21 protein-coding genes are annotated in these 22,654 nt (G+C 59.0%); 9 read left to right on the plus strand and 12 right to left on the minus strand.

Annotation, left to right across the window (positions count from 1 at the left end):
* The first annotated feature begins 106 nt into the window (after positions 1–106).
* From ASE80_RS07220 to ASE80_RS07230, 3 genes are all read left to right on the plus strand, one after another.
* Positions 107–448, plus strand: a complete 342-nt coding sequence (locus ASE80_RS07220; protein ID WP_177336509.1) for a type II toxin-antitoxin system RelE/ParE family toxin — start codon at positions 107–109, stop codon at positions 446–448.
* A 10-nt stretch (positions 449–458) separates the two neighbouring features.
* On the plus strand, positions 459–767 hold the full coding sequence (locus tag ASE80_RS07225) for an XRE family transcriptional regulator (RefSeq protein WP_056858307.1): 309 nt from the start codon (positions 459–461) through the stop codon (positions 765–767).
* A 190-nt stretch (positions 768–957) separates the two neighbouring features.
* On the plus strand, positions 958–1,971 hold the full coding sequence (locus ASE80_RS07230) for a sensor domain-containing diguanylate cyclase (protein WP_056858308.1): 1,014 nt from the start codon (positions 958–960) through the stop codon (positions 1,969–1,971).
* A 43-nt stretch (positions 1,972–2,014) separates the two neighbouring features.
* On the opposite strand, the gene ASE80_RS07235 is transcribed toward ASE80_RS07230, so the two are convergent.
* Entirely contained in the window at positions 2,015–3,031 is a 1,017-nt protein-coding gene (locus tag ASE80_RS07235; RefSeq protein ID WP_056858309.1) for an amino acid ABC transporter substrate-binding protein, read from the minus strand.
* 223 nt (positions 3,032–3,254) lie between these two features.
* Here ASE80_RS07235 and ASE80_RS07240 point away from each other — a divergent pair, with 223 nt between their 5' ends.
* The gene (locus ASE80_RS07240; protein WP_056858310.1) at positions 3,255–4,505 is read left to right on the plus strand and encodes a 2-aminoadipate transaminase; all 1,251 of its coding nucleotides are present in this window, start codon (positions 3,255–3,257) and stop codon (positions 4,503–4,505) included.
* On the opposite strand, the gene ASE80_RS07245 is transcribed toward ASE80_RS07240, so the two are convergent.
* Positions 4,502–6,517 carry a c-type cytochrome gene (locus tag ASE80_RS07245; protein WP_056858311.1) on the minus strand — a complete coding sequence of 672 codons (2,016 nt, stop codon included), beginning with the start codon at positions 6,515–6,517 and terminating at the stop codon, positions 4,502–4,504. The genes ASE80_RS07240 and ASE80_RS07245 overlap by 4 nt on opposite strands.
* Before the next feature lie 199 nt (positions 6,518–6,716).
* Here ASE80_RS07245 and ASE80_RS07250 point away from each other — a divergent pair, with 199 nt between their 5' ends.
* Positions 6,717–7,220 (plus strand): DUF6622 family protein, encoded by a 504-nt coding sequence (locus tag ASE80_RS07250; protein WP_056858312.1) that lies wholly within the window; start codon positions 6,717–6,719, stop codon positions 7,218–7,220.
* A 71-nt stretch (positions 7,221–7,291) separates the two neighbouring features.
* Positions 7,292–8,008 (plus strand): hypothetical protein, encoded by a 717-nt coding sequence (locus tag ASE80_RS07255; protein WP_056858313.1) that lies wholly within the window; start codon positions 7,292–7,294, stop codon positions 8,006–8,008.
* Between the two features lie 136 nt (positions 8,009–8,144).
* Here ASE80_RS07255 and ptaA read toward each other — a convergent pair whose 3' ends face one another.
* Both ptaA and glyA read right to left on the minus strand, forming a co-directional pair.
* Positions 8,145–9,224, minus strand: coding sequence for a pyoverdine biosynthesis transaminase PtaA (gene ptaA / locus ASE80_RS07260; protein WP_056858314.1), 1,080 nt, complete (start codon positions 9,222–9,224; stop codon positions 8,145–8,147).
* Between the two features lie 96 nt (positions 9,225–9,320).
* Positions 9,321–10,676 carry a serine hydroxymethyltransferase gene (glyA, locus tag ASE80_RS07265; protein WP_056858315.1) on the minus strand — a complete coding sequence of 452 codons (1,356 nt, stop codon included), beginning with the start codon at positions 10,674–10,676 and terminating at the stop codon, positions 9,321–9,323.
* A 274-nt stretch (positions 10,677–10,950) separates the two neighbouring features.
* On the opposite strand from glyA, the gene ASE80_RS07270 reads away from it, so the two are divergent.
* Both ASE80_RS07270 and ASE80_RS07275 read left to right on the plus strand, forming a co-directional pair.
* A complete protein-coding gene (locus ASE80_RS07270) occupies positions 10,951–11,556 on the plus strand; it encodes a helix-turn-helix transcriptional regulator (RefSeq protein ID WP_082463577.1) in 606 nt (201 codons plus the stop codon).
* Positions 11,543–12,421, plus strand: a complete 879-nt coding sequence (locus tag ASE80_RS07275; RefSeq protein WP_056858316.1) for a queuosine precursor transporter — start codon at positions 11,543–11,545, stop codon at positions 12,419–12,421. Before ASE80_RS07270 ends, ASE80_RS07275 begins: the two co-directional genes overlap by 14 nt.
* Positions 12,422–12,546: 125 nt before the next feature.
* Here ASE80_RS07275 and queC read toward each other — a convergent pair whose 3' ends face one another.
* From queC to hmpA, 8 genes are all read right to left on the minus strand, one after another.
* Positions 12,547–13,245, minus strand: coding sequence for a 7-cyano-7-deazaguanine synthase QueC (queC, locus tag ASE80_RS07280; RefSeq protein WP_056858317.1), 699 nt, complete (start codon positions 13,243–13,245; stop codon positions 12,547–12,549).
* 103 nt (positions 13,246–13,348) lie between these two features.
* Entirely contained in the window at positions 13,349–14,236 is an 888-nt protein-coding gene (gene cyoE, locus ASE80_RS07285; protein WP_017135069.1) for a heme o synthase, read from the minus strand.
* An 11-nt stretch (positions 14,237–14,247) separates the two neighbouring features.
* Positions 14,248–14,589 (minus strand): cytochrome o ubiquinol oxidase subunit IV, encoded by a 342-nt coding sequence (gene cyoD / locus ASE80_RS07290; RefSeq protein ID WP_010206434.1) that lies wholly within the window; start codon positions 14,587–14,589, stop codon positions 14,248–14,250.
* Entirely contained in the window at positions 14,589–15,215 is a 627-nt protein-coding gene (locus tag ASE80_RS07295; RefSeq protein WP_056858318.1) for a cytochrome o ubiquinol oxidase subunit III, read from the minus strand. The genes cyoD and ASE80_RS07295 overlap by 1 nt, the downstream gene beginning before the upstream one ends.
* A gap of 3 nt (positions 15,216–15,218) precedes the next feature.
* Positions 15,219–17,237 carry a cytochrome o ubiquinol oxidase subunit I gene (gene cyoB / locus ASE80_RS07300; RefSeq protein ID WP_017135070.1) on the minus strand — a complete coding sequence of 673 codons (2,019 nt, stop codon included), beginning with the start codon at positions 17,235–17,237 and terminating at the stop codon, positions 15,219–15,221.
* Positions 17,238–17,240: 3 nt separating this feature from the next.
* Complete coding sequence (cyoA, locus tag ASE80_RS07305; protein ID WP_056858319.1) at positions 17,241–18,182, minus strand: ubiquinol oxidase subunit II; 942 nt, start codon at positions 18,180–18,182, stop codon at positions 17,241–17,243.
* A gap of 793 nt (positions 18,183–18,975) precedes the next feature.
* Positions 18,976–19,482 carry a disulfide bond formation protein B gene (locus tag ASE80_RS07310; protein ID WP_056858320.1) on the minus strand — a complete coding sequence of 169 codons (507 nt, stop codon included), beginning with the start codon at positions 19,480–19,482 and terminating at the stop codon, positions 18,976–18,978.
* 212 nt (positions 19,483–19,694) lie between these two features.
* Positions 19,695–20,876 (minus strand): NO-inducible flavohemoprotein, encoded by a 1,182-nt coding sequence (gene hmpA / locus ASE80_RS07315; protein ID WP_056858321.1) that lies wholly within the window; start codon positions 20,874–20,876, stop codon positions 19,695–19,697.
* A 147-nt stretch (positions 20,877–21,023) separates the two neighbouring features.
* On the opposite strand from hmpA, the gene norR reads away from it, so the two are divergent.
* Entirely contained in the window at positions 21,024–22,568 is a 1,545-nt protein-coding gene (norR, locus tag ASE80_RS07320) for a nitric oxide reductase transcriptional regulator NorR (protein ID WP_056858322.1), read from the plus strand.
* Positions 22,569–22,654 lie beyond the last annotated feature (86 nt).

Consider the following 22,654-nt stretch of genomic DNA (forward strand, 5'->3'; position numbering starts at 1 on the left):
CTTCAACCCCAGCAACTCACAAAATAAGTGCCAGGCTCTGACCAATCTTCGCGAAAAGCCCCTTCAATCGCTGATTGCCTTATGAACCTATTTTGGTGCAATCTCTGTGAACGACCTACCTCTCGTGTTGAACGTCGCATTTTACCGAACCGAGGCTGGCAACGAACCCGTGCGTGAATGGCTGATGGAACTGCCCAGGGAATCAAAAAAGCTTATAGGCACTGACATAAAATCGGTCCAACTCGGATGGCCACAAGGGATGCCGTTGGTCAGGAAGCTGGAGCATCGCCTTGGGGAGGTCCGAACCGATCTTGGTGAGAATGCTGCACGAGTCATTTTTACCTTGGTTGCCAGCCAAATGGTTTTGCTGCATGGCTTTATCAAAAAAAGTCAAAAAACACCTTTAGTCGACCTGAACACCGCCAGACATCGCAAAAACAAGCTTTGAGGAACATCCCATGAATAAGCATATCGGCTCCAACTTTGATGATTTTCTCAACGATGAAGGGCTCATAGAAGAAGTCTCTGCCGGGGCGTTGAAGCGTGTGATTGCCTGGCAGTTGGCAGAGGCGATGAAAGTGCAGAAGGTCAGCAAGAAAGCGCTGGCCGAACGTATGCATACCAGCCGTACCGCCGTAGATCGAGCACTGGACCAAAATGACGCGGGCATGACCCTGTCCACCCTGGCCAGTGCGGCAAGGGCTTTGGGTCAACAGGTGGAAATTCGCCTCGTATCGAACACCCAAGCAAGGCCCGCCAGGGCGTGAAAGCTCGTGCCAGGCGAGCACAACGCATGTCTCTTCGCCTGCCGAATAATGGCCTATAGCCACACCACTAAAGCAGCACACTCATCCTATTCAAAGCGCGCAAGCCGCGATGTAGAGTAACGTCAGCCACGGTGTTCCGGCGTCAATGAAGACTGGCCGTAGGAGCCAGCATCGGCAGGGAAGTGCACAGATGAACGAGACATCCGGCAATAAACCGCTGCACAATAACTTTACCGAACTCAACGCCGACATGTTGCATGCGGTGATGGAACTGGCCAGCGACGGCATCTGGGACTGGAATGCCAACACCGGGTTCGTGTACCGCAGCCCCGGCTGGTACATGATGCTTGGCTATCCCCGCCACTCCCTGGAGAACAGCGTGTTCACCTGGGAGAACGTGATCCACCCCGACGATTATCCACGCGTCATGGCCGTATTTGATGACTACATCAGCCAACGCGCGCCCCATTACCAAGCCGAGTATCGTTGCCGCAAGGCTGACGGCACTTACTTGTGGATCGAAGACCGTGGCTACGTCATTGCACGTAACCCCGACAACTCAGTAGCGCGCATGGTCGGCGCGCACCGCGATATCCATACACGCAAAATTTCCATCGAACAGCTGCAACAGCGCAACCAGTCGCTGGAAGCGCTGGTGGCCGAACGCACCCTTGAATTGTCACGGGTCAATCAGCAACTGCAATTGCAGTTGGACGAGAACCGTTCCCTGGCCGAACAGGACGCCTTGACGCGCATCGCCAACCGTTATCGCCTGGAGAAGGTGCTACTCGAGGAGTGCGATCGTGCCGAGCGCTTCCGCGTACCGCTGGCCTTGGTGGCGATGGATATCGATGACTTCAAGCCGATCAACGACAAACAGGGTCATGGCGTCGGCGATCAGACCTTGGTGAGCGTGGTAGAGAGGCTGGAAACCTGTGTGCGCCAGGGTGATTTGCTCGCGCGTTGGGGGGGCGATGAGTTTATGGTGGTCCTGCCCAAAAGCACGGTGAATACCGCCAGGCAATTGGCTGAACGCATCCGTCAGGCCATCGCCGAGATGCCCGCCGTGGGCGACGTCAAAGTCACCCTGAGCCTGGGCGTCGTGGAGCGCCGGATGGGCGAAACGCCCGCCGCGCTGATGGCACGTGCCGATCAAGCACTCTACCGGTCCAAGGCGGCGGGCAAGGATGCGGTGTCGGAGTGATGTGGGAGCTGGCAAGCCAACTCCCACCTGAGGCAATGTTCAGTCAACGCACCGGCGGTGCGTACTGAATGCCGCCATTGCTCCACAACGCATTAAGCCCGCGCTTGATCTTCAGCACGCTGCCCTGGCCGATATTGCGCTCGAACACTTCGTCGTAGTTGCCCACTTGCTTGACGATCTGCACCACCCAATCCTTGCGCAGCTTCAGGTCTTTGCCGTAATCGCCGTCGGCCCCCAGCAGCCGCGCAACGTCGGGGTTCTGGGTGGACTTGGCCTGCTCCTCGACATTCTGCGAGGTGATGCCCATTTCCTCAGCATTGAGCATGGCGAACAGGGTCCACTTGACGATGCTGAACCACTCGTCGTCGCCCTTGCGTACCAGCGGCCCCAAGGGTTCTTTGGAGATCACCTCCGGCAGCACCACGAACTCATCCGGGTGGGCCATCTTGATGCGCTGGGCATACAGGCCCGACTGGTCGGTAGTGAGCACGTCGCAACGCCCGGCTTCCAGGCCTTTGGCGCTCTCGTCGGCGGTGTCGAAGGTGATCGGCGTGTACTTCATGCCGTGGGTGCGAAAGTAATCCGAAACGTTGAGTTCAGTGGTGGTGCCGGCCTGGATGCAGACGGTGGCGCCATCGAGTTGCCTGGCGCCGGTCACGCCCAGCTTGTTGTTGACCAGAAAGCCGATGCCGTCGTAATAGGTCACGCCGGTAAACACCAGGCCCATGCCGGAATCGCGGGAGCTGGTCCAGGTGGTGTTGCGCGAAATCAGGTCTATTTCGCCCGATTGCAACGCGGTGAATCGCTCCTTGGCGGTCAACTGGGTGAACTTCACTTTTGAGGCATCGCCGAACACGGCGGCGGCAACAGCGTGGCACACGTCCACATCGAGGCCGGTCATCTTGCCCTGGCTGTCCGGCACGCCAAAGCCCGGCAAGCCGTCGCTGACGCCACACTGGATAAAGCCTTTTTTCTGGATCGCGTCCAGGGTCACGCCCGCGTGGGCACTGCCGGCAAGCGCCACGGCCGTGGCCGCGATGAGGGTTTTGAGGTGGTTCATGCGAGGCACTCCCTGTGAATCTTTTATTATTCGGCGCCGCGCTGCCCGCGCCGGTTTCTGAGGTTGCCCGGCAGTATTGTCAGGTTTGCAGCGTGGCCACAAACGACCTTTAGGCAACAGCTCCTTCCCATTTGGAATGACCCAGCGACTTTATTTCGTTTGCGGCAAGGCCGGCTGCGCGGCTTAGATAAATACACGCCCGCCATTGCCGAGTCCCCGATTCATGAGCCGCGAAACCATCAGCCAGTCGATTTCCATCGTTCACCCCATCAGCCTCAGCCACGGTAAAAATGCCGAAGTCTGGGACACCACGGGCAAGCGCTATATCGATTTTGTCGGCGGTATTGGCGTGCTCAACCTCGGCCATTGTCACCCAGCCGTGGTGGAAGCGATTCGCGAGCAAGCCACGCGGCTTACCCACTATGCGTTCAACGCCGCGCCGCACGCGCCCTACATCGAGCTGATTGATCGCCTTTGTGCGTTTATCCCGGTGGATTACGCGGTAAGCGGCATGCTCACCAACAGCGGCGCGGAAGCGGCGGAAAACGCCTTGAAAATCGTGCGCGGCGCCACCGGCCGCACGGCGGTGATCGCCTTTGACGGCGCCTTCCACGGCCGCACCCTGGCCACCCTTAACCTCAATGGCAAGGTGGCGCCCTACAAGCAAAAGGTCGGCGTACTCCCCGGCCCGGTGTATCACCTGCCCTACCCCAGCGCCGATAACGGTGTGACCTGCACCGAAGCCCTGAAGGCCATGGACCGTCTGTTCAGCGTGGAAATCGACGTAAACGATGTGGCCTGTTTCATCATCGAGCCGGTGCAGGGCGAAGGCGGCTTTCTGGCCCTGGACATCGAGTTCGCCCAGGCCCTGCACCGCTTCTGTGATGAGAAAAACATCCTGCTGATTGCCGATGAAATCCAGTCCGGCTTCGGGCGTACCGGCCAGCGTTTTGCCTTCTCGCGCCTGGGCATCGAGCCGGATCTGATCCTGCTCGGCAAAAGCATCGCCGGTGGCGTGCCATTGGGTGCGGTGGTCGGGCGCAAGGCGCTGCTCGACAACTTGCCCAAAGGTGGCCTCGGTGGCACCTATTCCGGAAACCCAATTGCCTGCGCGGCTGCTTTGGCAACATTGGATGCGATGAACGACGAGCAATTGAAAACCTGGGGGTCACAGCAGGAAGCCGCCATCGTTCGCCGTTATGCCGCCTGGCGCGAGCAACAGCTGTCGCCCTATCTGGGGCGCCTGACCGGAGTGGGTGCCATGCGCGGCATCGAGCTGGCCCATGCCGACGGCACGCCCGCGCCCCAGCAACTGACCCGACTGCTCAGCCTGGCACGCGAGGCCGGCTTGCTGCTGATGCCCAGCGGCAAGTCGCGGCATATCATCCGCCTGCTGGCACCGCTGACCACGGAGCCTGCGGTGCTGGAGCAAGGCCTGGATATTCTCGAGGCATGCCTTAGACAGTTGAACTAGTAGCGCGCATCCACCGGTTTGCCGCCGTTGGGCCAGTCTTTGACCTTGTCCGGGAAATCCGGGCGCGGTTGGCCAGAAAAGTACGCCGCCACGTCCACCGCTTCCTGATCCGACAAGCCGCCCTGCCCCAACGGGAATTTTTCGTGGAAGCCGATCGGCATGTTGCGCTTCACAAACGCCGCCGCGGTGTAAGGCCGTGCCATACCGGCGCCGATGTTGAACGACTGCTCGCCCCACAGTGGCGGGTACACCAGCTCGCCGTCGGCACGCGCCAGGCCCTGACCGTTATCGCCATGGCACACCGCACATTGCCTGGCATACACCTGCTTGCCGTTGTCCAGGTCCGGCTTGATCGCCGGGTCGATCTTGCCCACCCCGCGCCCGGCGACTTTATCTTCAGGGCGGGTGTTGTTTTTCATCCAGTCAAAATACGCGACCATCGCCTGCATATCCGCTGACTGCGGCGCCAATGGCTTGCCGTTCATCGAGCGGCGGAAACAACCGTTGATGCGCTCCTCCAGCGTAACCACTTTGCCCGCACGCGGCGCGTAACCGGGGAAAAACGCCGACACGCCCACAAAGGGCGAACCGTCCGCCACGGTGCCGGCGTTGAGGTGGCAGCTGGTGCAGTTAAGCGAATTGCCGACGTTATCCGGCAGCAGCGCCTTGGTTTGCAGGTGCAGGCGCATGCCGCGAATAACCTGGTCGGCGTTGGGTGCGGCGAGCAAATCCGCCAGCCTTGGGGTTTCGAAGGCTGACGAATCGGTGGTGTCAGGGTTGAGTTGGTCACGCAGTTTCCTCACCTGGCCCGCATTGATTGGCGTGCCTTCGTTGCCCCAACGGGTGCGCACGAACGTGAGAATTTCGGCGATTTCCTGATCAGCCAGTCGGCTGAAACCGGGCATGGTATAGACCCGTGGGTGCGCGGCAGTTTGCGCGGTTTCCCAGCCGGTCAGGGTGATATGCAACAGCGAAGTCGGGTTGTTCGAGGCAATGCTCGGGTTCCCGGCCAAAGGTGGAAACAGGCCTTTTACACCAGTGCCGTCACTGCGGTGGCAATCACTGCAAAACTGCATATAACCCAGGCCGCCACGGCTGGTGAACAGGTCGGCTGGCGGCGCGGCAGGTGCATGGGCGACCGATGGCATTGGCAGGTCGTCTTTGCCCGGCGGCAGGGACTTGAGGTAACTGGCGATGGCCGTGAGGTCGTCATCACTGAAATGCTGGGTGCTGTGGTGGATCACATCGGCCATGTTGCCGGCGACCGTGGCAAAGCGGTTCTGCCCGGTCTTGAGCAGTTGCACAGTGTCTTCGACCGTCCACAGGTTGCGCAGGCTCAGGGCCCGCCAGTGTTCGACGGTTTCACCCGCCAGGTAATGCCGGCCACTGCGGCCCGCATCGCTCATGGCCTTTTCCTGGAAAGCGATGCCCCGTGGCGTGTGGCACGAGCCGCAATGCCCCAGGCCCTGGACCAGATAGGCGCCACGATTGAGCACCGCGCTACGCTGCGGGTCGGGTTGGAACGGCTGCTTGTCGAGAAAGGCAACATTCCACAGCGCCAGGCCCCAGCGCTGATTGAACGGGAAGCCCATGTCCGCCTCAAGGTTGGCCTGTCGCACCGGCTCGACGCCTTGCATCAGGTAGGCGTACAGGGCGCGCATATCCCCTTCACTCATCTTCGCGTAGGACGGATACGGCATCGCCGGGTAAAGGTTCATGCCCGCTGGCGTCACACCTTCGCGCATCACCTTGTCGAACTGCTCGAAACTGTAGTTGCCGATACCGGTGTCGCGGTCCGGTGTGATGTTGCTCGAATAAATCGTGCCCATCGGCGTGCTCAGCTCCAGCCCGCCAGCCATCACCTGACCTTGCCTGGCGGTATGGCAGGCGATGCAGTCGCCCAGTTGGGCCACGTATTGACCCTGCTCGATTTGGGTTGGGGCGGCGTGCAGAGGTAGCGCAAGACACAGCGTCGCCCCCAGCAAGGCCAGGCGGGACAATGAAAAGGCCATCGCATTAATCCTTTAATAACCTGGCGTGGAGTAGCCCCCTCGGCGCAGGCCAGCGGTTGTTTTTATGGGTTCATCAGGCCGTTGTGTTGTAACGGGTTTTGCGGTGGAGGGTGTTGATGTGGGTCAGCAGCAAATCATTGGACAAAACGATGATGGCTCAAAGACTATCAGCGCATCCCGCCCCTGCAAGGAAGCACCCATGCTCGATATCCTCCAAGGCACGCCCCTGTGGGTGTACGCCATCTACCTGTGGATTTGTTATTACGGCATCAAGGCCTGCCTGGGCGGGCGTGAGAATCGCCGCTCATTGATGATTTTGCCGGTGGTGCTGGTGGTGTGGTCGCTGATGTCGCTGGCGCCCTCGATCCTGTCGAGCAGCGCCTGGGTCGCGGGTGCGCTGGCGGGCAGCCTGCTGGGGTTGCTGCTGTTCAACGCCGACGGCGCCCGGCTCGATGCCAATGGCGAAACGCTGGTGCTGGCGGGTACCTGGAAAACCCTGCTGATCTCGCAGCTGTTCTTTGCGGTGAAGTACTACTTCGGCTATCAGCAGGCCGTGCATCCATTGCTGTTGAACACACCTGAAATGTTGATGGCGGTGGGCGGTGTGTCAGGGTTTACCGTTGGTCTGTTCTGCGGGCGGGCCGTGCGCTTGCAGCGGGCGCTGAGCGCCTTGCGCCGCGATAAGGGCAGTGTGCTGCCTTGACCTGACCTGCGTGGCCGCCGAAAATGCGCGACGCTTTTTTGTCCCCCGTTTACTGAAGTAGTGAAATTTCAATGCCTGATTCTTACACCGAACACGCCGCCGAAGAATCCGTAGTCGCCCTGCACTCGAAGGCCGAATACGAAAACGCCATCAATCTTTCACAGCATGTGCCTGCGGCCAAGATCATCAGCGAGATGGTGCTGGACGCGTTCCACACCTCCAAGGAAAGCGACCAGATCCGTGAACTGCGCGTGGCCATTCGCCAGGCCCATGACGCTTTCGACGACGACAAGGCCTACGACCTGATGGGCCAGCTCAAGCAACTCAAGGATGCCGAGGCGGCCGACAATATCGCCCTGGAAGACTTGAGCAGTAAGTTCTCGATCAGCCGCATCCTCTCCAGTTTCAAGGACGACCCCGAGTTTCAGGAGCTGGTCTACGGCCTGGCCCTCAAGGTGCTGAACCAGTCTCACCAGGCCATCAGCAACCCAAGCGCCGGCAAGGGCAAGGCTGCACGGGCCAAGAAAGAAGCCGAAGTGTTTGTGATCAGCAAGGATGGCATCAGCGTCACCCTGCCGCTGCGCACGCCGCGCTCCAAGCTCAACGTTGACCGCGAGGCATTCGAGTTTTTAGGCTTCAGCTTTGTGGGTGAAGGTGACGAGGCTGAGCTTGAAACCGAAAGCTTTGTGGATAACGCCGGCGCCGAGCAGCCGTTGAGCCGCAAGAGTGTAATTACTGCACTGCAGCAGCAGACGGCGTTTGATGGGTACAGCATCGCGCAGCAGTAACGCATTACCTGCAACACAGCTGGACTAAAAATGTGGGAGCGGGCTTGCTCGCGAAAGCGATGTATCAGTCAGAACATTTTTTACTGACACACCGCCTTCGCGAGCAAGCCCGCTCCCACATGGGTTTTGTGTTGATTTAAAGACTCGCAAACACCTCACGAAACCGCGCCATCTCCTGTTTGTTGCCCACCGTCACCCGCACCCACTGCGGCCAACCCTTCCACACCCGCCCGACCAATACGCCCTGTGCAGCCAGCTTCTCAATCACCTGTTCTGCAGGTTGCTTTACGTTAATCATGAAACAGTTGCTTTGCGACGCGGTGCAGGTAAAACCCCGCGCCTTGAGCCAGGCCACGGTTTCGTCACGCAGTTGGGCATTGAGCGCCTTGCGTTGCGGTACCAGCTTGAGGTCTTCCAGGCTTGCCCGGGCACCGAGTAACGTGGACGCCGCCGGCACATTGTCGCCACCAAACACTGCCAGGCGTTCCAGCAACGCTGGGTGGCCTACCGCCAAGCCCAGGCGCGCGCCGGCCATGCCGTAGATTTTCGAGAAAGTGCGCAGCACCAGCAAATCGTCGTGATCCTTGACCCAGCTCACGCAGCTTGGGGCATCGCAGAAGTCGATGTAGGCCTCGTCCACCACCAGCACGCAGCCTTTGGGTTTGTTCGCCAGCGCCTGACGGATCGCTGCGGTGGGCGTCAGGGTGCCGGTCGGGTTGTTGGGGTTGCACAGGTACAGCATGCCCGCCTGAGGATTCGCGGCGAGCATGGCCGGCACGTCATGGGCGTGGTTGGCATTAAGGCTCACTTCGTGCACCGGCGCCTGCCAGGCTTCGGCGGCCTGACGCGGTACTTCATAGGACGGCGTGGCCATCACCAGAGCACGAGTCTGGTTGGTAAACGCCAACACCGCGTAGCGCAGGGCGGCCATGGAGCCGGCAAATACAGCGACCTGTTCTTCGACAAGCCCGTGCGCCTTGGCGAACTGTTCGGCCAAGCCGTACATGTAACCATAGGGGTACAGCCCGGAGAGGGCGATGCCGCGCTGCATCGCCTCGCGGGCGGAGGCGCAAGGGCCGTAGGGGCTTTCGTTGTAATTGAGCCGCACCGTGTCCGCCGGGGCCGGTGGCGGGCTGGCGACCGCCCAGTCCAGGCGGCCCAGCACCGGCAGGGCCGCGCCAAAGGCGAGAAGAGACCGACGACTTACGCTGAACATGGCGCGACTCCTTGTAGACGGGTGATGGTTTCTCACGGTGCGTACAAAGAAGTATGACGAGGTGGAGCCCAGCTGATTTAGCCACCGGCGCGGTGATCAGCTCTCCAGGTAGTCGGCGATCGGATAATTCATGCACAGGGCTTCTACCGCTACGCGCACCTGCTCGCGCACCTCAGGCGCAAGCCGATAGTCCTGTTCGCCCAGCGGGGTGACGTTTTCCAACACCCGACAAATCAGCTCAATCACCTGCCGACAGCCGTCGCTGTCGATTTCGCGTTGCGCCATTGAGCCGGTGCCGAGACACAAACCGCTGGTGACCAACTTCGAGCGTGTCTCGCCCGGTACGCGGTGCTTGCTCACCACAATGGCGCAAGACTCCAGGGCCGCCTCGGCGATGGCGCCGGTCATGGCACCCTGCAACCGGATCAGTACCGTATGGTTGTCACTGCGCCCGCCCACCACGTCGTAACCCTGGGCCGCAAACGCACTGGCCACTTCATCGGCAAGCGCACGACCACGCCCCATGCAGGCATCAAACTGCGCTGACTTCGCATACCCGAAGGCAGCCGCTTTTGCCGCGATCATATTGACCGCCGGCGCCCCTTGCATGCGCGGGAACACGGCTTGATCCAGCACACGGCTGAACGTCGACCGCAGGCCTGGCACCTTGGTCTCGGCGTCGCGGCCGCACAAAATCAACCCGCCCCGTGGGCCGCCCAATTGCTTGTGCGTGCAGGTGATGGTGACGTGTGCAGCGTTGATCGGGCTCGGGTGGCGCCCCGTCACCACCAACCCGGCGATAGCGGAAATATCCGCCAACAGGATGGCGCCCGCCTCGTCGGCAATCGCGCGAAACCGCTCAAAATCCACCACCCTTGAGTACGCACCCGCACCGCAAATAATGATGCGTGGGCGATGGGCCAGGGCCAGGCTGCGCACCTGCTCATAATCGATAAGGCCTTCGCCGGTGGTGCCGTAGCGGATAGCCTTGTAATAGGCGCCGGTGAACACCGCCGGGCTGCCAAGGGTGAGTTCGCCGCCATGGTCGTGGGCCATCCCCAGTAGCGTATCGCCCGGCTCAAGCAGCGCCGACAGCACTTGGGAGATGGCATTGGACGCCGAATGAGGCTGCACGCCGGCGTAATGCGCGTCGAACAGCTCAAGCGCTCTGCGGATAGCCAGGGACTCGACCAAATCGACATTTTCGCAGCCGGTGCGATGGCGTTTGCCGGGTGTGCCTTCGGCGCTCACATTGACCAAGGCCGAGGCACAGGCCACCAGAGTGCGTGGTTTGACCGCACAGGAGGAAGCCACCAGTGAGAGGGTGCGATGCTGACGAGTGACTTCAGCATCCAGCAGGCTGGCGAGCTCGAAGTCTTCTGCACGCAGATCCGCCAGGCCACGACGCAGCAGGTCGGCCTGGTCTTTCAGAGGTACGGTATTGAATGCCATCAGTGCGGGTCCCTTCCTGGGCGTTGCGTGCCGGTCCGTCCTGAACCGAGAGGATCAATTAAACAGGAAATTAAACATTTTCCAAATCAAATGTTCATTTCTCCCGTACCTACCCCATCAAAAGCACGCCCGCAGCGCATCCGGACTTTATTGTTAGGCCCGACGCATGCAACACTCCCGCCGCCGCAAAACCACAAGCGCCCCCGGAACGGGCGCTCCCTGTTGTGGTTGCGCAAACAACGGACGTTAACGACTAAAAGGAAGTGGTGAGCACGTGATACACAGACGCGAAAAAACCGAGCACTTGAAGAGCAACATCAAGTACTTGATCAAAAGCCGCGGCGAAACTCAGCTGTCGCTATCCAATGCCGCCGGCCTGACCAGGACCACCATCTACAACATCCTGGAAGGCAAGGTCGTCAACGTGCAGCAGTCCACTGTCCGCAAGATCTCGGACTTCTTCGGCGTCTCCTACGATGAAATCGAGACCCTCGATTTTGAAGCCAAGGAAATTATCGAGAGCAGTGTTTCCCCACAGGGCAACATGAACCCGGCCGCCGTGCCGGTGCTCAAGGAAAGCCTGGTTATCCAGAACCTGGACAAGCGCATTGGCGAATTGGCCACGCTGTATCCGCTGACCTACTACTTCGGCTCTTCCTACAACCTGATCGGCGTGCGCCTGGAACGTGGCATCCCCGGCATCAACGAGCCGGGCGATTTGCTCATTGTGAAAAAAGGCGCGTCCACGCTGGGCAAAGAAAAGCTGGTGTACGACCGGGCCACCCAAAAGATGTTTATCACCCTTGAAGCCTGCGTCGGTTCAGAGCGCTTGTGCGTGATCGGCGACATCATCGAGGAGCGCTTCAATGACAACCTATGAAGCGGGCATCGAAAACAGCAAATACAAACTGCTGGGCTTTGAGAATGACAAAAGCCTGGCGGTGATCATGGTGATCGCCACCGGCAAGGTCATCAAGATGAAGCTGAGTGAAGTCATCAACAGCGAAATCATGGACAACCTCAATAAAATGGAAGTTAAGAACATGTACAAGAAGTTCTATTCACAGGGAGGGACGCTGACGGCCTACGATATCAACGACCGCAACGAAAACTCCTGGATGATCTACATCATCCTGAACCTGTTGCTGTTCACGTTTTATATCTTCACCAGCATTGCCGCGACCAAGCCTATTTACCTGGAGTCGATGGGCATCATCGTCACGCCAGGCACGTTTCTGTACCCGCTGACCTTTTTGATCGTGGACTTGCTCAACGAGCAGTTCGGCCTGCGGTTGGCCAGACGCGCCATTTTGTTTGCGTTCGCCAGTAACGCGATGATCATTATCCTGCTGTTCGGCTCAACGTTTCTGCCCGGGCTGCCCGGCTGGAAACTCGATGGCCCTTACAACGATGTGATCATTCAGGTGTCCTCGGTACTGGTCGCGTCCTCGGTGTCGTTCCTGGTGTCGGAGAATATAAATTCCTACTTGCTGTGCAAGATCAAGGAACTGACCAACTCCAAATACCTGTACCTGCGGATTTTCCTCAGTACGTTCTTTGCGGTGATTATCGACAGTTTCCTGTTCTGCTTTATTGCGTTCTATGGCGCGATGCAGACCAGCGACATCTTGAGCATGATCTACGTGCAGATCGCGATCAAAGTCGGCTTTGCGTTTTTCAATATCCTGCCGGCCTATGGCGCGCGGGCGTTGTTCAAACGCTGGATTACCGGTAGTGCTGCCTGATGTAATGCGCTCTAAATGTGGGAGCTGGCTTGCCTGCGATGCAGACACCTCGGTATGTCAGTGACATTCAGTTGATGCTATCGCAGGCAAGCCAGCTCCCACATGACCGAGTATGACTCCTACAACTAGCTCAACTGCAACTTCTGCTTCAGGCTGCTCATCACACCCGCCTTGTCCTGCAAATACTCATTCAAGCCCCGCGCCCGCAGGTTGCATGCATCGCAATTACCGCAGCCGGTGCCGATGATGCCGTTGTAGCAGGTCAGGGTCTGGTGCTGAACCAGGTCCAGTTGCTGGTGGTAGTCTGCCAAAGCCCAGGTCTCAGCCTTGTTCAGCCACATCAACGGCGTGTCCAGGCGCAGCTTATAGTCCATGCCCAGTTGGAGCGCCGTGTTCAGCGCTTTGACAAAGTCATCGCGGCAATCGGGGTAACCCGAGAAGTCGGTTTCGCACACACCGGTAATCACGCTTTCAGCTTTGACCTGATAGGCGTAGATCGCCGCCAGGGTCAGAAACAGGATATTGCGCCCCGGTACAAAAGTACTCGGCAGGCTTTCGCCCGAGCTGTTCACGGTCGGCACCGGAATGTTGTCGCGGGTCAGGCTGCTGATCGCCAGCTCATTGAGCAAAGACACATCCATCACCTTGTGAACGGTGGCGCCCAGCTGCTTGGCCAACTTGTGCGCGACTTCAACTTCGGCGACATGGCGCTGGCCATAATCGAAGGTGATGCAGTGCACTTCGTCATACTGCCCCAGCGCCTGGATCAGGCAGGTGGTCGAGTCCTGCCCGCCACTGAATACCATCACGGCTTTTTTCGTCATCACGTTGCTTCCTGCATTTGTAGAATGTGGGAATAGTTTAAAGGCCACGCCATAAAAAACCCCGCGCTTCTTGCGAAGGCGGGGCTTTTTGTTGCTCGATGACTCAGTGTGCGTAGGTCAGCAACAGCTCTTTCGGCACTTGGAAATCCAGGGACATCATCACGCTGAGCGCGGTGATGGTGAAGATCGAGAACACGAACAGCTTGCGCGCCCAGACGGTGTCATCCACCGCCTTGTAGCCGGTCCAGGCCATGTACAACCAGTACATGCCCATGGCGGCGGCGACGGCGAGGTAGCTCATGCCGGCGTAGCCACTGAAGGTCAACATCAAGGTCGCCACGAGGAAGGCCAGGATGTAGAGCAAAATGTGTTTCTTGGCCACCTGAATGCCACGTTTAACCGGCAGAACCGGAATCGACGCAGCCAGGTAGTCATTGAAGCGGAAGATCGCGATGGCATAGGAGTGCGGCATCTGCCACAGGCTGAACATCACCAGCAGCACCAGCGCAGCCATGTCGAAGCTATTGGTCACAGCCACATAACCAATCACCGGCGGCATCGCCCCAGACAGACTGCCCACCAGCGTGCCGTGAACCGACTTGCGCTTGAGGTACAGGCTGTAAAGGCCGACGTAGATGACAAAACCGATCACGGCAAACAGCGCCGCCAACGGGTTGGCCACCTTGTACAACAGGGCCACACCGGCAACACCCAGGACGGTCGCATAGATCAATGCCAGTTTCAGGGAGATAAGGCCCTGCACCAGCACACGATTCTTGGTGCGTTCCATCTTCAAATCGATGTCACGGTCGATGCAGTTGTTGAACACACAACCGGAAGCTACCACCAGGGACGTGCCGATCATCGCAGCCAAGAAGATGGCCAGATCGACATGCCCCTTGGAGGCCAGGAAGAAACCGCCTGCCACAGAAAGCACGTTACCGAAAATGATCCCCGGTTTGGTGATTTGGATAAAGTGCTTAAGCGACATCGGGTCTTACCTCACTTCGCCATCATGAACGTATGGATGCTGAACATGATCCATATCGACAGGCCAACCAGCAGCAGGATCACAAGACCTGCGAACACGAACGCAATCACGTTATCGCGCTGCTCTTTCGAGCGATCCAGGTGCAGGAAGTACACCAGGTGAACCAGAACCTGAATCACCGCGAACGCCAGGACGATCATCAAGGTGATCGACTTCGGCAAGGTTGGGTACATCACCAGGCCGAACGGGATCAGGGTCAGGATGACCGACAGGATGAAGCCGATAGCGTAAGACTTTACGCTGCCGTGGCTCGCATCATGGCTGTCATGGTCATGGGAGTGTGCATTAGCCATTACAGAGTCCCCATCAAGTAAACGACGGTGAATACGCAGATCCAGACCACGTCCAGGAAGTGCCAGAACAGGCTCAGGCAGCTCAGGCGAGTCTTGTTGGTGTTGGTCAGGCCGTGTTTATTGACCTGATACATCATCACCGCCATCCACAGCAGGCCGGCAGATACGTGCAGACCGTGGGTGCCTACCAGCGTGAAGAACGCGGACAGGAAGCCGGAACGGTGCGGGCCGTAGCCTTCGGAGATCAGCAGGTGGAACTCGTTGATCTCCATGCCGATGAAGCCCAGGCCGAACAGGAAGGTCAGTGCCAACCAGCTCAGTACGCCCTTCTTGCTGCCCTTGTAGAAGGCCAGCATGGCGAAGCCGTAGGTGATCGAACTGAACAACAGCAAGGCGGTTTCGCCGAGCACGTAAGGCAGTTCGAAGATGTCGTGGCCCGACGGGCCACCCGCTACGTTGTTTACCAGTACCGCGTACACCGCGAAGATCGACGCAAACAAGATGCAGTCGGTCATCAGGTAGAGCCAGAAACCGAATACGGTCATTGGCCCCGAGTCGTGGTGATGGTCATCGTGCCCATGGTCATCGACATGGGCGTGTCCAGCATTGGTCACTAAGTTCGACATGGTTTAAGCCTGTTCCAACGAGGTTTCTACACGGTTGGCCGGGATTTTCTTCTCGGCTACCAGGCGAGCGTGTTGCTCGGCTTCGATGCGTTCGATCGTCTCGACCGGCACCATGTAGCCTTGATCATCACGGGCAGCGTGAATGATGAAGTAACCGATAGTGCCTACCAGGCCCACGATTGCCAGCCACCAGATGTGCCAGATCATCGCGAAACCGAACACGGTCAACAGCGCGCCCATCACCACGCCAGTGGCGGTGTTGTTCGGCATGTGGATCGGCTCGTAGTGCTTGGGACGCTGGTACGCAGTACCGTCTTCCTTGGCTTCGGTGAACGCATCAATGGTGTTCGCAGTAGGAATCACGGCGAAGTTGTAGAACGGTGGAGGCGACGAGGTCGACCATTCCAGGGTGTGGCCATTCCATGGGTCACCGGAGTCGCAAGCGTTCTGCTTACGGTCACGGATGCTCACGTACAGTTGGATCAGCTGGCAGGCGATACCGGCAGCAATCATCAACGCACCGAACATGGCGACGTACAGGTACGGCACCCACTCAGGGTTGGTAGTGGCGTTCAGACGACGGGTCATGCCCATGAAGCCCAGCGCGTAGAGCGGCATGAACGCGACGAAGAAGCCCGAGATCCAGAACCAGAATGCAGCCTTGCCCCAACCTTCGTGCAGCTTGAAGCCGAACGCTTTCGGGAAGTAGAAGCTGAAACCAGCGATGTAACCGAATACGGCACCACCGATGATCACGTTGTGGAAGTGCGCGATCACGAACAGGCTGTTGTGCAGTACGAAGTCAGCACCCGGAATGGCCAGCAGTACGCCGGTCATGCCGCCGATGGCGAAGGTCACCATGAAGCCCAGGGTCCACAGAACCTGGCTGGTGATACGCAGACGGCCGTGGTAGATGGTGAATAGCCAGTTAAATAGCTTCACCCCCGTCGGGATCGAAATCAACATCGTCGCCAGGCCGAAGAAGGCGTTGACGCTGGCCCCCGAGCCCATGGTGAAGAAGTGGTGCAGCCACACCATGAAGCCCAGTACGGAAATTGCGCCCGATGCGTAAACCATCGAGTGGTGACCGAACAGGCGCTTGCCGGTAAAGGTCGAGATCACTTCAGAGAAGATACCGAACGCTGGCAGGATCAGGATGTACACCTCAGGGTGCCCCCATGCCCAGAACAGGTTCACGTACATCATTGGATTGCCACCAAGTTCATTGGTGAAAATGTGGAAATCCAGGTAACGGTCAAGCGACAGCAGCGCCATGGTAGCGGCCAGGATCGGGAACGAAGCCACGATCAGGACGTTGGCCCAGGTGCAGGTCCAGGTGAAGATCGGCATGTCCATCAGTTTCATGCCAGGGGCGCGCATTTTCAGCACGGTGGCCAGGAAGTTGACCCCCGTCAATGTCGTCCCGAGTCCTGATAACTGTAGCGCCCAGATGTAGTAATCCACACCCACGCCCGGACTGTACTGAATGCCCGACAATGGCGGATACGCAACCCAACCGGTCTTGGCGAATTCGCCGACGCCCAGGGACAGGTTGATCAGCACCACGCCGGAAACCAGCAGCCAGAAGCTCAGGGAGTTCAGGAACGGGTAGGCAACGTCACGCGCACCGATCTGCAGCGGCAAGGCCAGGTTCATCAAGCCGGTGAAGAATGGCATCGCCATGAAGATGATCATGATCACACCGTGAGCGGTGAAGATCTGGTCATAGTGTTCAGGCGGCAGGTAGCCCGGCGAACCCTCGGTGGCCATGGCCAACTGGGTACGCATCATGATGGCGTCGGCAAAACCACGCAGCAGCATGACCATGGCAACGATGACGTACATGACACCGATTTTCTTGTGGTCGACAGACGTCAGCCACTCGGTCCACAGGTAGGTCCATTTCTTGAAATACGTGATTGCAGCAAACAGTGCCAGACCACCCAGCGCGATCATGGCGATGGTCACCATTACGATCGGCTCGTGGAACGGGACCGCATCCCAACTTAATTTACCAAACATCGTTTACTCCTCTGCCCCAGCAGTTGAATGCGAGCCCGTGTCAGAACCTTCAACCACGGCCACTTCTTTCTTCTCGTGCTTGACCGGCTTGCCTGGCTTCATACCTTCGTACTTGTCGACGATTTTCTGAAACAGGTCCGGCTCATACGCGGAGTACAGAGCGACTGGGTTGTTCTGGCTTGGTTTGGTCAGGGCGTCGTATTCAGCTTGATCAAGCTGTTTAGGTGCGGCCTTGACTGCGGCTACCCAGGCGTTGAAGTCTTCCTGGCTCGTCGAGATCGCTTTGAATTTCATGCCGGTGAAGCCAGCGCCGCTGTAGTTCGCGGAGATGCCTTCCATTTCAGCTTTTTCGTTGGCGATCAGGTGCAGGCGAGTCTGCATGCCCGCCATCGCGTAAATCTGGCCGCCCAGCGCAGGGATGAAGAACGAGTTCATCACGGCATCGGAGGTGATCCGGAAATTAAGCGGAGTGTTCTCAGGGAACTGGATCTCGTTGACCGTGGCGATACCCAGGTCCGGGTAGATGAACAGCCACTTCCAGTCCAGCGCGACCACTTCGATGTTGATCGGCTTGACGTTGGATTCCAGCGGACGGTAAGGGTCCAGCTCGTGGGTCGACTTATAGGTGATGTAACCCAGGGCGATGATGATGAGGACCGGCACCAGCCACACCGCGATTTCGATCTTGGTGGAGTGCGACCACTTGGGCGCGTAGGTAGCGCTGGTGTTCGACGCGCGGTATTTCCAGGCGAAGGCGAAGGTCATGATGATCACAGGGACCACGACCAGCAGCATCAGCAGGGTAGCGGTGATGATCAGGTTTCGTTGATCCAGACCGATCTGTCCTTTTGGGTCCATCAAGGTCCACTTGCAGCCTCCCAGCATTAACAGCATGCCAATCAGCGGCAAAAAGCCTAGTAATCGGGGGTACCTGTTTTTACTCATCTCACGACCTCTAAAGCAGCTTGCGCAATGCAGTTGGGTTTTGATCGCCAACACTTCACCCTGCCAAGGGTTGGCATTTCTCTTCGATTGAATAAGAGCCTGCCCGTCACGCCATAACTGTACGTTTCACGGACCTGCGGTGAGTTCTTATTCGATTTCGTGGTTAAAGGCCTTGTTACAGACCAATTCCATTTGGTGCGGATAGTTGAAAGGCTGCCGGAACCTTGGGGTCGCACAGAGCCGTCCATCTGCCCCTCGACCGCTCCGGTGCTCAAATATTGAACAGCACCGGACATTCAGTGCGGGCGATTGTAGTTAGCTAGCGATGTATAAACCATGTCTTATAAAGAAATAATTTTTATCGATTACAGCAACAATCCTTCACTAAACCTGCAAAGGTTCGCGATCTTATCGTGTTCGATTCTCAACAAAAACCACAAAAATTGCCGTGTTATTGGGCAGAACGCCACTTCCCTTACACCTTGTAAGGGCTTGCAAAACGGATCCAAGCCCCCATAAAACAAGGCATTCGGACATCACCCAACGGCTCGAAAGGCGTGACATTCGCGGCATCGCCCAAACGATGAACTGACAGCACAATTTAGCCTTCGGGTGCAAATTCAGGCGGCGGTTTGATGGGTCAGAAACGTCCTGCGACAACGTCCGTGTGACAACATGTCGCACGCTGCGCGCACCTATTGTTGCCCCTCGTCACGGCCCTTTCACAAATCCCTACGAACAAAAACGCCCCGGACTTCCTTCAAGGAAGACCGGGGCGTTTTGGGGAACAGGCTCAGGCCTGGCGTTGGCGATTGCGATAGATGCCCAGCGGCACCAGGATCACCGTCAGCACAAACGCCACCAGCGCCCATTGCGCCAGGGACAGCCCAAGGATGGGCGGGTACGGCGTGCTGCAGAAGCCGTCGACCTGGAAGCCCAGTGGGAACACCTTGGCCAGTGGCAGCTCATCGACAATCGGCTGCAGCACATCGACGCCGCAGCTCACTTCCGGGAAAAACTGCGTATACACGTGGTGGCCTGCGGCAGCGACGCCGCCCAGGGCACTGAGTACTACCAGCCCTTCAAACAAGGTGACCGCACCTTTGCGGCGCATGGCGGCGCCGATGAAGGCAAAGATCGCAATCAACAGCAAAGCGTAGCGCTGCAGGATACACAGCGGGCACGGGGCCTCGCCCAATACCACTTGCATGTACAGCGCACCGCCGATCAGCGCCAGGCAGATGATGCCCAGCAACACCAGAAAGCGCCGCTCCCTGCCTAAACGCAATTCGTCACTCATCCCCATTTTCCCTTTGTCGTTGTGCCAATGCCGGCAAGTTTACACACAGAGCATGGTTAAAACAGAGGGCGGTTAACTGCGGATTAATCCCAGGAAATTGTTGCGCCTGAACAGACGCCATCGCGGGCAAGCCCGGCTCCCACAGGGAATCGCATTCCAATGTGGGAGCCGGGCTTGCCCGCGATGATGCCGCCTCGGTGTGAGGCCGAATGTTATTCCAGCGCCGCCGCCGGGCCAAAGAACTCGTAGCGCGCCTGCTGCTCCGGCACACCCAGCGCCTTCAGGTGACGCTTGATCGCCGCCATAAAGCCTTTAGGCCCCAGGAAGTAAGCGTCCAGGTCACGCTCCTCGGGCAACCACGCCGCCAATTGCTCCTGGCTCAACAGCCCCACCTTGTCGGCCGCCGGGCTCACGCCATCGTCCTCGGCATAGCAATAAAAACGCTTGAGCTGCGGGTGCCTGGCCGCCAGGGCGTCGACCCAATCACGAAACGCATGCACGCCGCCGTTGCGCGCGCAGTGGATAAAGTGCACCGGGCGCTCGGTTGCCAGGGCCGCTTCAAGCATGGGCAATGTCGGGGTAATGCCTACCCCGCCACTGATCAGCACCAGCGGTTTATCGCTGTCCGCCAGGGTGAACTCACCCGATGGAGGGAACAGGTCGATGGTTGCACCGACGTGCATCTGGTCATGCAGGTAGTTGGACACCCGCCCACCGGCCTCGCGTTTGACGCTGATGCGGTACAGGCCCGCATCGCTCAAGGCCGACAGGGAATAGTTGCGGCGCACTTCTTCGCCGTCCAGCACCAGCTTCATGCCGATGTACTGGCCCGGCGCGGCTTGCAGGATCGGGCCGTTATCCACGGGCGCAAAGTAGAAGGAGATGATTTCGTCGCTCTCCTCCACACGCTTGACCAACAGGAATGGCCGCGCACCGCGCCAGCCGCCCGGCGCCTGGGCTTTTTCAGCGTAGATGGCGGCTTCGGCGCCAATCAGAATGTCGGCCAACTGGCCGTAGGCCGCGCCCCAGGCACTCATCACCTCAGGCGTGGCGATCTCGCTGCCGAGCACTTCAGAGATGGCCCGCAGCAGGCACGCGCCCACAATCGGGTAGTGTTCCGGCAGAATCTGCAAGGCCACATGCTTGTTGATGATCTTGGCGACCAGATCACCCAGTTGGTCGAGTTGATCGATATGCCGCGCATACATCAGCACGCCATTGGCCAGGGCACGGGGCTGATCGCCGCTGGCCTGGTGGGCCTGGTTGAACAGCGGGCGAACTTCTGGGTATTCGCTGAGCATCATGCGATAAAAATGCGTGATCAGCGCTTCGCCGCCGCTTTCCAGCAGGGGCACAGTGGATTTGACGATGGCACGGTCTTGGGCACTAAGCATGGCAGACTCCTGGGTCTCTTTACTGATTGCCTGGACCTTCTCAGTATTCGTGCCAACTTATTAATCGTTATTTTTCAATAGCTTAAAGATTATGTAGTCAGTATGACTGCCTACACTTTATAGTCATAAGGACTGCAAGGAGTCATTATGACTGCACAATCGCTGCTCACCACTCTGCTGCCCCTGGTCGCCGACCTGTCTCGCGAGCTGTCCGAAGGCGAGCGCTATCGACGCCTGCTGCACGCCATGCGCGCGCTGTTGCCGTGCGATGCCGCCGCGTTGTTACGCCTGGATGGTGAGTGGCTGGTGCCGCTGGCAGTGGATGGTTTGAGCACCGACACCCTCGGTCGACGCTTCAAGGTCAGCGAACACCCGCGTTTTGCAGTGTTGCTGAGCAGCGCCGGCCCTACCCGTTTTGACAGCGACAGCGAACTGCCCGACCCCTACGACGGTTTGGTTGATGGTCTGCACGGGCACCTGGAAGTCCACGACTGCATGGGCTGCCCGCTGTTTATCGACGACCAGCCCTGGGGCCTGCTGACCCTCGATGCGCTGGACACCGAACGTTTCGAACGCGTCGAGCTGGATGCCTTGCAAGCCTTTGCCAGCCTGGCGGCGGCCACCGTCAATGTCGCCGAACGCATCGAGCGCCTGGCATTGCGCGCCGAAGACGAACATCAGCGTGCCGAGATCTACCGCCAGGCCAGCGGCCAGCAGCACAAGGAAATGATCGGCCAGAGCAAGGCGCACAAGCGTCTGGTCGAGGAGATCAAGCTGGTGGGCGGCAGCGACCTGACCGTGCTGATCACCGGCGAAACCGGGGTCGGCAAGGAGCTGGTCGCCCAAGCCATCCACGCCGCCTCCCCGCGTGCTGACAAGCCGCTGATCAGCCTCAACTGCGCCGCGCTGCCGGAAACCCTGGTGGAAAGCGAACTGTTCGGCCACGTGCGCGGCGCCTTTACCGGCGCGCTGAATGAACGCCGTGGCAAGTTCGAGCTGGCCAATGGCGGCACCCTATTCCTGGATGAAGTCGGCGAGTTGTCGTTGACCGTGCAGGCCAAATTGCTGCGCGTGCTGCAAAGCGGCCAATTGCAACGCCTCGGCTCGGACAAGGAACACCAGGTGGATGTGCGCCTGATCGCCGCCACCAACCGCGACCTCGCCGAAGAAGTGCGCAATGGCCGCTACCGCGCCGACTTCTACCACCGCCTGAGCGTGTACCCGCTGCAAGTGCCGGCGCTGCGCGAGCGCGGGCGGGATGTGTTGCTGCTGGCGGGCTACTTCCTGGAGCAGAACCGCTCACGTATGGGGCTGGGCAGCCTGCGCCTGACCAGCGACGCCCAGGCTGCACTGCTGGCCTACAACTGGCCGGGCAATGTGCGGGAGCTGGAACATTTGATCGGGCGCAGCGCGCTCAAAGCTCTGGGTAACTGCCGCGAGCGTCCGAAAATTCTGAGCCTGAGCGCCCAGGACCTGGACCTGCCGGATGTCAGCGCGCCGGCTATCGAAGCACCGCTGCCAGCGCCGGTGGCCGTGAACGGCGACCTGCGCCAGGCCACCGAGCATTACCAGCGCCAGGTCATCAGCGCTTGCCTGGAGCGCCACCAGCACAACTGGGCCAGCGCCGCCCGCGAACTCGGCCTGGACCGCGCCAACCTCGGGCGCATGGCCAAGCGCCTGGGCCTCAAATAGGACGATCAACTCAGTCAACTGTGGGAGCTGGCTTGCCTGCGATGGCGGTGGGTCAGCTAGCTCAACTTTGACTGATCCACCGCTAT

Source organism: Pseudomonas sp. Leaf15 (assembly GCF_001421425.1).
GTDB classification, from domain to species: Bacteria; Pseudomonadota; Gammaproteobacteria; order Pseudomonadales; family Pseudomonadaceae; genus Aquipseudomonas; species Aquipseudomonas salomonii.